Here is a 12,938-nt window from a genome sequence, read left to right as displayed (position 1 = left end):
TGACCAAGGTCACGCCGACGATCGAACTGCCGCTGTCGGCGCTGCTCGAGAAGGACGGGGCCGCCAAGGTCTGGATCGTCGACCCGAAGACGTCGAGCGTCAGCGCGCGCGAGATCAAGGTGGCCGCCAAGGGCGCCGCCACCTTCACGGTCAGCGAAGGGCTCGAGGCCGGCATGCGCGTCGTCACCGCCGGCGCCCACAGTCTCGCCGAAGGACAGCAGGTCAAGCTACAAGAAGGGGGAGCCATATGAAGGGCTTCAACCTCTCCGACTGGGCGCTCAACCATCGCTCGCTGGTGTGGTACTTCATGCTGGTCTTCGTCGCGGCCGGCGTGTCCGCCTATCTGAACCTCGGCCGCGAGGAAGACCCCGCCTTCACCATCAAGACCATGCTGATCCAGGCCAACTGGCCCGGCGCCTCCGTCAACGAGACGGTAACGCAGGTGACGGATCGCATCGAGAAGAAGCTCGAGGAGCTCGACAGCCTCGACTATACCAAATCCGTCACCACCGCCGGCAAGACCGTCATCTTCGTCAACCTGAAGGACACCACCAAGGCGCGCGATGTCGTGCCGACGTGGATCCAGGTGCGCAACATGGTCAACGACATCTGGCCGCAATTCCCGCAAGGCGTGGTCGGGCCGTTCTTCAACGACCGTTTCGGCGACGTTTTCGGCAACATCTACGCCTTCACCGCCGACGGGCTGACGCCGCGCCAGCTGCGCGATTATGTCGAGGATGTCCGCACCAAGATCCTGACCGTGCCGAACGCCGGCAAGGTCGACCTTGTCGGCGCCCAGGACGAGGCGATCTACCTCGAATTCTCGAGCCGCCAGATCGCGGCGCTCGGCCTCAACCAGCAGGCGATCGTGGCCAGCCTGCAGGCGCAGAACGCCATCACGCCGTCCGGCGTCATCCAGTCCGGACCGGAGCGCATCAGCGTGCGCGTCGGCGGCCAGTTCACCTCGGAAGAGAGCCTGCGCGCCATCAACCTGCGCGTCAACGACCGCTTCTTCCGGCTGAGCGACGTGGCGACGATCAGGCGCGGCTATGTCGACCCGCCGACGTCGCTCTTCCGCTTCAACGGCCAGGACGCCATCGCGCTCGCCATCGGCATGAAGCCCAACGCCAATCTGCTGCAATTCGGCGAGGCCCTGCACGAGGAGATGAACAAGGTGCTGGCCGACCTGCCGGTCGGCGTCGGCGTGCATCTGGTCGCTGACCAGCCGGTGATCGTCGAGGAAGCGGTGTCGGGCTTCACCCGCGCCCTGTTCGAGGCGGTGGCCATCGTGCTTGCGGTGTCGTTCATCAGCCTCGGTATGCGCGCCGGCTTCGTCGTGGCGCTGTCGATCCCGCTGGTGCTCGCCATCACCTTCACCGTCATGGCCTATCTCGGCATCTCGCTGCAGCGCATCTCGCTGGGCGCACTGATCATCGCGCTCGGCCTGCTGGTCGACGACGCCATGATCGCGGTCGAGATGATGGTGGCGCGGCTGGAGGTCGGCGACAACCTGCGCAAGGCGGCGACCTACGTCTACACCTCGACCGCTTTTCCGATGCTGACCGGCACGCTGGTGACGGTCGCCGGCTTCATCCCGATCGGCCTCAACAACAGCGCCGCCGGCGAATACACCTTCACGCTGTTCGTCGTCATCGCCGTGTCGCTGCTGGTGTCATGGATCGTGGCGGTGCTGTTCGCGCCGCTGCTCGGCGTCACCATCCTGCCGGCGACGATGAAGGCCAAGCATCATGACCAGCCCGGGCGCTTCACCTCGATGTTCCGGCGCGTGCTCGTCCTTTCGGTGCGCCGGCATTGGCTGACCATCATCGCGACGGTGCTGCTGTTCGCCGCCTCCATCGCCGGCTTCGGCCTCGTCCAGCAGCAGTTCTTCCCGCCGTCCGACCGGCCGGAGCTGATCGTCGACTGGAACCTGCCGCAGAATTCGTCGATCACCGAGACGCGCGACCAGATGGAGCGCTTCGAAGGGCGCGCGCTGGTCGGCAATCCCGACATCGACCATTTCTCATCCTATATCGGCCAGGGCGCGGTGCGCTTCCTGCTGGCCTATGACGTGCAGCCGGCCAATCCCTATTTCGGCCAGACGGTCATCGTCACCAAGAGCATCGAGGCGCGCAACCGGGTCAAGCCGGCGCTGGAAAAGCTGCTGCGCGAGGAGTTCGTCGGCACCGATGCCTTCGTCAAGCCGCTCGAGCTCGGGCCACCGGTCGGGCGTCCGGTGCAGTACCGTGTCGGCGGTCCCGACATCCAGACGGTGCGCGACCTGGCGCAGGAGTTCGCCGGCATCATTTCCGCCAACCCGCAGCTGGCGGCGCCCACTTTCGACTGGAACGAGCCGCAGCGTATGCTGAGGGTCGACGTGCTGCAGGACAAGGCGCGCCAGCTCGGCATCACCTCCTCCGACATCGCCAGCGCGCTGAACAGCACGGTCGGCGGCGCCACCATCACCCAGTTGCGCGACGCCACCTATCTGATCGATGTCGTGACGCGCTCGCGCGAGGCCGATCGCGGCTCGGTCGCAACACTGCAGAACATGCAATTGCCGACCGGGACCGGCGATGCCATCCCGCTCGCCGCGGTGGCCAACATCCGCTACGAGCTCGAGCAGCCGACCGTGTGGCGGCGTGACCGGATTCCGACCATCACCGTGCGCGCCGGCCTGGTCGGCGACGTGCTGCCGGCCACAGTCGTCGACGAGCTGAAGCCGTCGGTCGACGCGTTCATCGCCAAGCTGCCGCCGGGCTATTCGGTCGAGACCGCGGGCTCTGTCGAGGAAAGCGCCAAGAGCCAGGGGCCGATCGCGGCCGTCGTGCCGTTGATGCTGTTCGTCATGGCGACCATCCTGATGGTGCAATTGCAAAGCTTCCAACGCCTGTTCCTGGTCGTGGCGGTGGCGCCGCTTGGCCTGATCGGCGTGGTGGCGGCGCTGGTGCCGAGCGGCGCGCCGCTCGGCTTCGTCGCCATCCTCGGCGTGCTGGCGCTGATCGGCATCCTGATCCGCAACTCGGTGATCCTGATCGTGCAGATCGAGGGCCTGGTCGCCGAAGGCAAGGACCGCTGGGCGGCCGTCATCGAGGCGACCGAGCACCGCATGCGGCCGATCGCGCTGACGGCAGCGGCGGCCAGCCTGGCGCTGATCCCGATCGCGCGCGAGGTGTTCTGGGGACCGATGGCCTATGCCATGATGGGCGGCATCATCGCCGGGACGGCGATCACGCTGCTGTTCCTGCCGGCGCTTTACGTGACGTGGTTCCGCATCAAGGAGCCGAAAGACCGGCGGCAAGACGGCGTGCATAGCGAGACGGTGTCAGAGAGTGGTGCGGCGCATTTGTGATTCAAGTTGCGCGGCACAGAAAGCTACGCCCTCACAAACCCCTCACTCGCCCTCAGCAGGTTGCGCGTATAGTCCTCGCTGACCCGGTGGCCGATCAACTGGCTCGCGGTCAGCGTCTCCACCGCCTCGCCGCTCTGCATCACCATCAGCCGCTCGCACATATGGGTGATGATGGCGAGGTCGTGGCTGACCATCAGGAAGGTCAGCTTACGCCGCCGCCGCACCTCCTCGAGCAGGTTCAGCACCTCCGCCTGCACCGAGGCGTCGAGCGCCGAGGTCGGCTCGTCGAGCAGCAGGATCGAGGGTTCGAGGATCAGCGCGCGGGCGATGGCGACGCGCTGGCGCTGGCCGCCGGAGAGCTGGTGCGCGTAGCGGAAGCGAAAACCATTGCCGAGACCGACCTCGTCCAGCGCGCGTTCGATGCGCTTCTCGCCGTCGGCAAAGCCGTGGATGGCAAGCGGCTCCTGCAGCAGGCGGTCGACCGTCTGGCGCGGATGCAGCGAGCCGTAGGGGTCCTGGAAGACCATCTGCACCTCGCGGTAGAAGCCCTTGTCGCGTTTCTTGCCCAGGGTCTTGCCGTTGACGGTGATGCTGCCGGAGGCGATCGGCGCCAGGCCCGCGATTGCCCTCAGAAGCGTCGATTTGCCGGAGCCGCTTTCGCCGACCAGCCCGTAGGACTCGCCTTCCCTGACCTCGAGGCTGACGCCCTTAAGCGCGCGAAAGCGATCGAAGATCACTTCCACTCCGTCGACGGAAAGCGCCGCGGTCATGCAGCCCACTCCGGCTTGCGGTCGAGCACCGGCAGCGGATGGCGCTCGAAGCCGATCCTCGGCATGCAGTTGAGCAGGCCGCGCGTATAGGGATGCCGGGCGTCGCGCAGCTCGGAAGCCTTGAGCTGCTCGACCACCTTGCCGGCATACATGACGATCACCCGGTCGCAGAAGGACGAGACCAGGCGCAGATCATGCGAGATGAAGATCAGGCCCATGCCGCGCTCGGCGACCAGCCTGTCGAGGATGTTCAGCACGTCGAGCTGCACTGTGACGTCGAGCGCCGAGGTCGGCTCGTCGGCGATCATCAACTCCGGCCCGGCAATCAGCATCATGGCGATCATGGCGCGCTGGCCCATGCCGCCCGACACCTCGTGCGGGTGGAGGTCGAAGACGCGCTTGGGATCGCGGATCTGCACCGCCTCCAGCATGGCCAGCGCCCGCTCGCGCGCTTCGGCCCTGGAGACGCGCTCATGCGTGCGCAGCGTCTCGACGATCTGGCGGCCGATGCTCATCACCGGGTCGAGCGAATATTTCGGATCCTGCAGGATCATGGCGATGCGGTTGCCGCGTAGCGCCCGGCGCTGGCGCGACGGTATGGAGAGCAGGTCGATGCCGTCAAAGCTGAGCTTCTTGGCCGAGACCTCGGCCTGCGGCGCGGTCAGTCCCATGATGGCGCGGCCGGTCTGCGATTTGCCGGAACCGCTCTCGCCGACGATGCCCAGCCGCTCGCGGCCGAGCGAGAAGGTGACGCCGCGCACCGCCTGGACCAGGCCGGTGCGGGTCGGGAAGGTGACCCGCAAATCGTCGACGTCGAGGAGTGGCCCCTTTGACTGCGCGCTCATTGGTCGCCGCTCCTCGGATCGAGCGCGTCGCGCAGGCCGTCGCCGAGCAGGTTGAAGCCGAGGCTGACAATGAGGATGGCGGCACCCGGTGCGGCGGCCACCCACCACTGGTCGAGGATGAAGCGCCGGCCGGACGCGATCATCGCGCCCCATTCGGGCAGCGGCGGCTGCGCGCCGAGGCCGAGGAAGCCGAGACCGGCGGCGGTCAGGATGATGCCGGCCATGTCGAGCGTCACCCGGATGATCAGCGAGGAGATGCAGAGCGGCATGATATGGCGCAGCACGATGCGGAACGGCGAGGCGCCCATCAGTTGCACCGCCTTGATGAAATCCGAATTGCGCACCGTCAGCGTCTCGGCGCGCGCGATGCGGGCGTAAGGCGGCCAGGAGGTGATGGCGATCGCCAGCACGGCGTTCTCGATGCCGGGGCCAAGCGCGGCGACGAAGGCCAGCGCCAGCACCAGTTTCGGGAAGGCGAGGAAGATGTCGGTGATGCGCATCAGGACGGCGTCGGTCCAGCCGCCGGCGTAGCCGGCGACCGTGCCGACCAGAAGGCCGATCGGCGCGGCGATGATGGCGACGAGGATCACCACATAGAGTGTCCAGCGCGAGCCGTAGACGATGCGGGAGTAGATATCGCGACCGAGGTCGTCGGTGCCGAACCAGTGCGCGGCGCCGGGCGGCAGCAGGCGCGCATTCTTGAGGTCGCCGACGGTCGGCGAATAGGGCGCCAGCACGTCGGCGAAGGCGGCGAGCACCAGCAGGGCGATGATGATCAGCAGGCCGAGAACCGCCAGCCGGTTGGCGGAGAAGCGCCGCCACGCCACATAGGCGCGGCCGAGCCTTGCCTGCATGCGCGAGGCCGGCCGCTCGCTGAGCAGCCATTCGCGACGGCTCTGGATGATCTCGGCGCTCATGCAGTCTTGGTCCTCGGATCGAGCACGCGGTAGAGCAGGTCGGAAAGAAGATTGATGCCGATGAAGACCGAGCCGATGATGATGGTGCCGCCGAGCACCGCATTCATGTCGGCGTTCTGCAGCGAATTGGTGATGTAGAGGCCGATGCCCGGCCAGGAGAACACGGTCTCGGTCAGCACCGAGCCTTCGAGCAGGCTGGCATAGGAAAGCGCGATCACCGTCACCATCGGAACCGCTGCGTTGCGCAGCGCGTGGCCCCAGATAATGCGCGTTTCCGACAGGCCCTTGGCGCGCGCCGCGACGATATATTCCTGCGCCAGTTCGTTCAGCATGAAGGAGCGGGTCATGCGGCTGATATAGGCGAGCGCGAAATAGCCGAGCAGCGAGGCCGGCAGGATGATGTGGCGGAAGGCGTCGTAGAAGACATCCCATTGCCCCTGCATCGCCGCGTCGAGGAGGTAGAAGCCGCTGATCGGCGTGAAGGTGTATTCGTAGACGACGTCGAGCCGCGCTGGAAAGGCCACCCATTGCAGCTTGGCGTAGAACAGGACGAGGCCGAGCAGTCCCAGCCAGAAGATCGGCACGGAATAGCCGATCAGTCCGATAATGCGCACGATCTGGTCGATGAGACTGCCCCGCTTCACCGCGGCCAGTACGCCGAGCGGCACGCCGATGACGGCGCCGATGATCGTGCCCAGCGTCGCCAGTTCGATGGTCGCCGGGAAGACGCGGCGAATGTCGGACATCACCGGATTTGTGGTCAGCACCGATGTGCCGAAATCGCCGCTGAGGGCGCTTTTGACATAGATGAAGAACTGCTCGATCAACGGCAAATCGAGGCCCATCTCGCGACGCGTGCGCTCGACGACGGCGGTGGGAGCCCGGTCGCCGAGCACGGCCAGAACCGGATCGATCGGAATGACGCGGCCGATAAAGAAGGTAACCGCAAGAAGACCGAGATAGGTCGTCACCGCGATGACCAGGAAACGGCCGATCGACGACAGAATGGCCACGGCAGGGGCGCTGCCGCGCCCTGCCGCCGCCCGGTTTTCAGCCGCGCTCACGCGCGCCGTCCGCCGAAGCTATTCCTTCGAGACCACCCCGACGAAATTGGTGTCGAAACTCGGGCCGAGCGCGAAGCCCTTGAGGTTCTTGCGCAGGCCGGCCACTTCCAGTTGCTGGTGGATGACGACGAAGGGGCTGGTGTCGAGGATCTTCTTCTGCAGGTCCTCGTAGAGCGCGGCACGCTTGGCGGAATCCTTCTCAAGCAAGGCCGCCTCGGTCTGCTTGGTCAGGTCCGGAATGTCCCAGGCGTTGCGCCAGGCCAGCGTCTTGATTTTGGCGGAGTCGGAGTTGTCCGGGTTCGACGCAAAGGTCTGGGCGTTGGAGTTCGGATCGAAATAGTCCTGGCCCCAGTTGCCGATGTAGATGTCGTGGTTGCGGGCGCGGTACTTGGTCAGCGTCTGCTTGCCGTCGCCGGGGATGATCTCCAGCTTGATGCCGGCCTGGCCGAGCGTCTGCTGGATCGATTCCGCCATGCCGGTGGTCGGCTGGCCGACGCGCACATCCATGGTCACGCTGAAGCCGTCAGGCAGACCGGCCTTGGCCAGCAGTTCCTTGGCCTTGGCGACGTCGAACTTGTACGGATTCGCATCAATGGCGCCGAGGTCGCCCTTGGGCAGGAAGGACTGGTGGATCTCGCCGATGCCCTTGAGGATGGTCGAGCTCAGCGCATCATAGTCGACCAGGTATTTGAACGCCTGGCGGACTTCGGGCTTGGCGAGGTTCGGGTTCTTCTGGTTGAGGCTGATATAATAGACCGTGCCCTTGGGCGCGCTGGTGGTGGTGAGATCGGCGTTCTTGGCGATGGCGTCGAGGTCGTTCGGCTCGAGGTTGCGGGCGACGTCGATGTCGCCGGCCTCCAACGCGAGGCGCTGCGCCGAGCTTTCCTTCATGTTGCGATAGATAACGCGGGCGAGCTTGGCCTTCTCGCCATTGTAGTTGTCGTTGCGCTCCAGAACGACGGCCTCATTGGCGCGCCATTCGCGCAGTGTGAATTGGCCGGAGCCGGCATAGCCGGTCTTCAGCCAGGCATTGCCGAAATCATTGTCCCATTTGTAGTCGGCGCTCGGCGTGACCGCCGCGACATGTTCCTTGACCAGCTTGGCATCGACCACCGACGCGACCGTGGCGGACAGGCAGTTCAGGACGAAGCTCGGCGCATAGGCCTTGTCGACGACGAACTGGAATGTGGTGTCGTCGACGGCCTTGGCCTTCTCGGCGACATTGTCGCCGCTGATGCCGAACTGGTTGATGATGAAGGCCGGGCTCTTGTCCAGCTTAATGGCGCGCTCGAAGGAATAGGCGACGTCGGCAGCAGTGATCGGGTTGCCGGAGGCGAACTTCATGCCGGGCTTGAGTTTGAAGGTATAGGTCAGGCCGTCGTCCGAGACGCTCCAGCTCTCGGCCAGATCGCCCTTGACCTTGGAGGTGTCGCTGAGGTCGAGGCGGACCAGCAGGTCGTAGGTGTTGCCGGTGACCTCGGCGGTCGACAGTTCGAACGCCTCGCCCGGATCCATGGAGATGATGTCGTCGATGGCGAAGCCCTCGACCAGCGTGTCGGCCGGCGTGACCGCGAAGGCGGGTGCTGCGAGCAGAGCGGACAACGCCGCGCCCGCAAGCAAGGCACGAGAGCGAAGAGCAAACTTTTCCAGCATCATGGTGGTCGTTCCCTGTTTTGTTGATTTGTCGACCTGAGTTCCCGGCTCAGGATTGCAGAATTCTTTTCGAGGTCGCGCGCGTATCGAGCCGCTTACCGTCGTGTTTTTTGTCCAGTTGGTCAACACCATATCCGGCGGCCCCGAAGCCGGCAACGCGCATTTGCTAGGCAACGTATTGGACCAGAACGAGCCATTGCGAGGCGAGGCATGGGCCAGCCAATGGGCGCCGCCGATCGAGGACAATTTGCTATTTTTCGCCGTTACTTCAGCGCGGCGACCAGGGCGGCGTCGGGGAAGCAGGTGGCGGCGCGACCGTTCTTTGCCTGCCAGTCGCCGATCGAGCGGCGCGTCTTGAAGCCCGGCAGGCCATCGGCGCTGCCGACGTCGTAGCCCTTGGCCTCCAGCGCCCGCTGCAGGGCGGCGATGTCGGAGCGGTGGAGGTCGCCGACCGGCCCCCAGTTTGCGGTAAAGGTGGCATCTCCCCTGGCGATGCGGTCGGCGGCATGGCCGATGAACAGCGCGTAGAGGTCGCTGGTGTTGTATTGCTTGAGCACATAGAAATTCGGCGTGACAATGAAAGCCGGTCCGCTGCGGCCGGCCGGCATCAGAAGAAAGCCCTCGGCCTTGAGCTCGCTTGCCTGGAACGCCTTGTTGTCGGCGCGCCTGATGCCCATCGCCACCCAGTCGGCAATCTTCTTGCCCTGGTCGGGTCCTTCGAGCGAGCAGGATACTTTGGCAGGCACGATCACCTCGGTTCCCCAGCCGCGACCCCTCACCCAGCCATAGTGGACGAGATAGTTGGCGATCGAGGCCAGCACATCCGGCGTCGAATTCCAGATGTCGGGCCGGCCGTCGCCGTCGAAGTCGACGGCATGCTTGAGGAAGGAGGTCGGCATGAATTGCGGCTGGCCGAGCGCGCCCGCCCAGGACGATTTCATCGCGTTGACCGGCGCCAGCCCACGCTCGACGATCTCCAGCGCCGCCAGCACCTCGGTGCGGAAGAAATCCTTCTTGGTCGACATGAAGGCCTTGGTGCCCAGCACCTCGAAGGCGTCATAGGGCATCTTGGCCGCGCCGAAGCCGGTCTCGCGGCCCCAGATCGCCAGAAGCACCTCGCCCGGCACGCCGTAGCGTTTCTCGATCAGCCCCAGCACCCTCGCATTGGCGCTATCGCGGGTCCGTCCGCCGGCGGTGACGGCGCGAACGGTCTTCTCGGCGAAATAGGCGCCGGGCGGCCCGAACTCGGCCTGGTGCTGCTTCTCGGGCGTCGTCGGCTTCTCGCCGGGCATGACGAGGTCGGGCAGCTTCAGGTTCGGCTTCACGCCGATGAAGGCCTCGTCGAAGGTTTTCCTGGAGATGCCCTTGGCCTTGGCTTCCGGCCAGAGGTCGCTCTGCAGCCAGGAGCGAAACTGGTCGTCGACGGACGCGGCGGAGGCGGGCAGGGTGAGGAGGAAAATGAACAGAGCCGCGAAGAGGGAAAGCGCAGCCAGTTTTGAATGTTTGCGTTCTGTCGCGCCCCCCTCTGTCCTGCCGGACATCTCCCCCACTTGGGGGGAGATTGGCCGTCGCCTTGGCTTTCGCCAATCGCCGACGCTGAAGGAAGAACGCCGCGAGCGAAGCTGCCACTCTCCCCCCTTGTGGGGGAGATGTCCGGCAAGACAGAGGGGGGCGCGAAGGAATGCTGTCATTTCCAGGCTACCTCCTCGTTGAAGCCCTCAAAACGCTGTTCTTGACCGCAGCGCGGCGGCCAGTGTGCCTTCGTCGAGATAGTCGAGTTCGCCGCCGACCGGAACGCCGTGCGCGAGCCTTGTCACTTTGACCTCGAAGCCGGAGAGCTGGTCCGTCAGGTAGTGCGCCGTGGTCTGGCCTTCGACCGTGGCGTTGACAGCGAGGATCACCTCCTTGACCTCGCCGCCGGCGACCCGGTCGACCAGCGAGCGGATGTTGAGCTGATCGGGACCGATGCCGTCGAGCGGCGACAGCGTGCCGCCGAGCACGTGGTAGCGCACATTCATCGCCGCCGCGCGCTCCAGCGCCCAGAGGTCCGAGACGTCCTCGACGACGATCAGCGTGCCGGCATCGCGGCGCGGATCGGTGCAGATCATGCAGGGGTCGGAGGTGTCGACATTGCCGCAGGTCGAGCAGATGCGCACCTTGTCGACCGCCTCGCCCATGGCGGCGGCGAGCGGCTCAAGCAGCTGCTCCTTCTTCTTGATCAGATGGAGCGCGGCGCGCCTGGCCGAACGCGGCCCCAACCCCGGCACCTTGGCCAGGAGCTGGATCAGGCGTTCGATCTCTGGACCGGCGATTCGTTTCGACATCGCACTGATCTAGGATTTTTCAGAGCGGTTTGGAACATGCACCAGCGGGAATGATCCGCCATGCTGCCAGGCGGACCATCGATTGCCGGTCAGATCAGTAGGCTTCGAGCGGCCGGCTCTGGCTGACGATCATCGCGCCGATGGCATCGGTGTTCTCGGGCGTCGACTGGAAACCCATCGCGGCTTCCTGCGGCGCGCTCGGCACGGAGGTGATGTAGCGGTTGTTCAGGGCGCCGCCGAAACGCGAAGCATCCGGCTCCGCCATCGGCTCCTGCATCGCCACCACAACCGGTTTCGCCGCGACGCGGCCCGCCTTCGCCGCAGGCGCAATGGCGGCGGTCACATAGGTTTGCTCGGCAGCACCGGCTCGGTTCGTTGCCGTCCTGGCCGCGGACGCGGGCTCCACGGCAGCGGTCATCAAGGCCTGCTTGGCCGGATCCGGACGGACAATCGTCTTGACCACCGGCTCGGCGGACGCGACCAGCACCGGGGCGGTGGCAGGCGCCGGCTGCCTTGGCGTGGCCGAGGCCATGGCGACCATCGGCTCGTCCGGCAGCGGCTGCCAGTTGCGGCCGCGCTTCTCGTAGAAGGCGTTGCCGCCGGCGACCATCGTGTAGTGCATGTTCTTGTAAGGGAAGCGCAGGCCGGCGGTGTGGAAGAACATGGTGTTCTTCAGCTTGGCGTTGCGCTCGCCCTTGAGCACGGCGTCGGCGGCCTCCTCGACATCGGGCATCGCCCTCGAATTCATCGGCCGCGTCATCACGCCGGGGGCAAACTGGCCCCGCTCGCCGACGACCTCGCAGATCGTGCTGCCGTGCTGACCCGAGCGCAGCCGGTTCATGACGACCGTGCCGACGGCGATCATGCCGTCGCGGCTCGACCGGTTGGATTCGAAGAACATCGCCCTTTGAAGGCATTCCCTGTCCTTGGGGGTGGCGCCGTAGGAGCGCGAGCTCAGGAAACTCGGCGTGATGGCATCGGTCAGCTTGGCCACCGACATGCCGTGCGAAGTGGTCTGGCTGCAGCCGGCCAGAAGCAAGGGGGAAGTGACGATGCCGAGGAACAGCAGCGGCGTCTTCCATCGCGTCGCGATCAACAAAAAAGCCTCATTTCCAGATGCCAGCCCGCCCCGAGATGTGGCAAGAATGAGACTCTTAAAGGCAAAAAGATGGCTAAAGGATTAGCATTCGTGCAGCATAGGTAAAACTTTATGAATGGCTGGAAACGACCGCGTGAACAAAGCCGGGGAATGTCTTAACCACTGCCCCGGCGTCCGATTTCCGTTCATGATCAATTAACTGGAGGCAGCCGGCTCAGAACGGCAATTTCATTCCGGGCGGGATCGGCAAGCCTGCCGTGAGCGCCTTGGTCTTTTCCTGCATGACCTGCTCGACCTTATTTTTGGCGTCATTGTGGGCGGCGAGAATGAGGTCCTCGACGATCTCGGCCTCATCCTCCTTGAGCAGCGACGGATCGATCTTCAGCACCTTCATCTCGAACTTGCCGGTCAGCGTCACGCTAACCAGGCCGCCGCCCGCCTGCCCGGTGGCTTCGAGCGTGGCGATCTCATCCTGCATGGCCTGGAACTTGGCCTGCATTTCCTTCGCCTTGCCCATCAGGCCGAGAAGATCCTTCATCCAAATGTCCTCTTCAGTTCATTGTTGGAGCATGATCTTGTCCGAAAACCGGTTCCCACTTTTCGGGATCATGCTCTAGATTTCGTCGTCATCCGCCGCCGGATCGACCGCCAGGTCGGCCTCGGCCTCTTCCACTTCCGGCACGTCCGGAATGCGCACATCGATGATCTTGGCGCCAGGGAAGCGGGCGAGGATGGCGGCGACCGTCGGGTCGCTCTTGGCATCAAGGAAGGCGATCTCGCGCTTCGTCGTTTCCATCTCAGCCAGCGTCTGCCCGCCATCTTCCTTCGACAGCGAGACCAGCCAGTTGCGGCCGGTCCAGGCACGCAACTTGGCGGTCAGGTCGTTGAGCAGCATCTTCGGCGCATCTTCGGTC

General features: G+C 65.1%; 10 protein-coding genes and 2 pseudogenes. 2 read left to right on the top strand and 10 right to left on the bottom strand.

What is annotated here, in order from left to right; translation table 11 throughout:
• Both EN780_RS15565 and EN780_RS15560 read left to right on the top strand, forming a co-directional pair.
• A pseudogene (locus EN780_RS15565) lies at nucleotides 1–251 on the top strand (efflux transporter periplasmic adaptor subunit); the annotation flags it as partial.
• Entirely contained in the window at nucleotides 248–3,352 is a 3,105-nt protein-coding gene (locus EN780_RS15560; protein WP_128274626.1) for an efflux RND transporter permease subunit, read from the top strand. The pseudogene EN780_RS15565 and the gene EN780_RS15560, both read left to right, overlap by 4 nt.
• A gap of 23 nt (nucleotides 3,353–3,375) precedes the next feature.
• Here the strand turns inward: EN780_RS15560 and EN780_RS15555 are convergent, their stop codons facing one another.
• The 10 genes and pseudogenes from EN780_RS15555 to EN780_RS15510 form a co-directional block, all read right to left on the bottom strand.
• Nucleotides 3,376–4,122 (bottom strand): ABC transporter ATP-binding protein, encoded by a 747-nt coding sequence (locus EN780_RS15555; RefSeq protein WP_128274625.1) that lies wholly within the window; start codon nucleotides 4,120–4,122, stop codon nucleotides 3,376–3,378.
• A complete protein-coding gene (locus EN780_RS15550) occupies nucleotides 4,119–4,967 on the bottom strand; it encodes an ABC transporter ATP-binding protein (RefSeq protein ID WP_128274624.1) in 849 nt (282 codons plus the stop codon). The genes EN780_RS15555 and EN780_RS15550 overlap by 4 nt, the downstream gene beginning before the upstream one ends.
• Complete coding sequence (nikC, locus tag EN780_RS15545) at nucleotides 4,964–5,884, bottom strand: nickel transporter permease (RefSeq protein ID WP_128274623.1); 921 nt, start codon at nucleotides 5,882–5,884, stop codon at nucleotides 4,964–4,966. The genes EN780_RS15550 and nikC overlap by 4 nt, the downstream gene beginning before the upstream one ends.
• Entirely contained in the window at nucleotides 5,881–6,948 is a 1,068-nt protein-coding gene (locus EN780_RS15540; RefSeq protein ID WP_128274622.1) for an ABC transporter permease, read from the bottom strand. Before EN780_RS15540 ends, nikC begins: the two co-directional genes overlap by 4 nt.
• An 18-nt stretch (nucleotides 6,949–6,966) precedes the next feature.
• The gene (locus EN780_RS15535) at nucleotides 6,967–8,604 is read right to left on the bottom strand and encodes an ABC transporter substrate-binding protein (RefSeq protein ID WP_128274621.1); all 1,638 of its coding nucleotides are present in this window, start codon (nucleotides 8,602–8,604) and stop codon (nucleotides 6,967–6,969) included.
• Between the two features lie 260 nt (nucleotides 8,605–8,864).
• On the bottom strand, nucleotides 8,865–10,142 hold the full coding sequence (locus tag EN780_RS15530) for a lytic murein transglycosylase (RefSeq protein ID WP_128274627.1): 1,278 nt from the start codon (nucleotides 10,140–10,142) through the stop codon (nucleotides 8,865–8,867).
• A gap of 177 nt (nucleotides 10,143–10,319) precedes the next feature.
• Nucleotides 10,320–10,925, bottom strand: a complete 606-nt coding sequence (gene recR / locus EN780_RS15525) for a recombination mediator RecR (RefSeq protein WP_040985994.1) — start codon at nucleotides 10,923–10,925, stop codon at nucleotides 10,320–10,322.
• Between the two features lie 94 nt (nucleotides 10,926–11,019).
• The gene (locus EN780_RS15520; protein WP_128274620.1) at nucleotides 11,020–12,021 is read right to left on the bottom strand and encodes a cell wall hydrolase; all 1,002 of its coding nucleotides are present in this window, start codon (nucleotides 12,019–12,021) and stop codon (nucleotides 11,020–11,022) included.
• Between the two features lie 217 nt (nucleotides 12,022–12,238).
• Nucleotides 12,239–12,562: a YbaB/EbfC family nucleoid-associated protein gene (locus EN780_RS15515; RefSeq protein WP_127310768.1), complete on the bottom strand. Its 324-nt coding sequence runs from the start codon at nucleotides 12,560–12,562 to the stop codon at nucleotides 12,239–12,241.
• Nucleotides 12,563–12,637: 75 nt separating this feature from the next.
• Nucleotides 12,638–12,938, bottom strand: a pseudogene (locus EN780_RS15510) (DNA polymerase III subunit gamma/tau); the annotation flags it as partial.

The organism is Mesorhizobium sp. M4B.F.Ca.ET.089.01.1.1 (genome assembly GCF_004022605.1).
GTDB classification, from domain to species: domain Bacteria; phylum Pseudomonadota; class Alphaproteobacteria; order Rhizobiales; family Rhizobiaceae; genus Mesorhizobium; species Mesorhizobium abyssinicae.
Note: the sequence above shows the minus strand (reverse complement) of the source record. Positions and strands in the feature narration are given on the sequence as shown.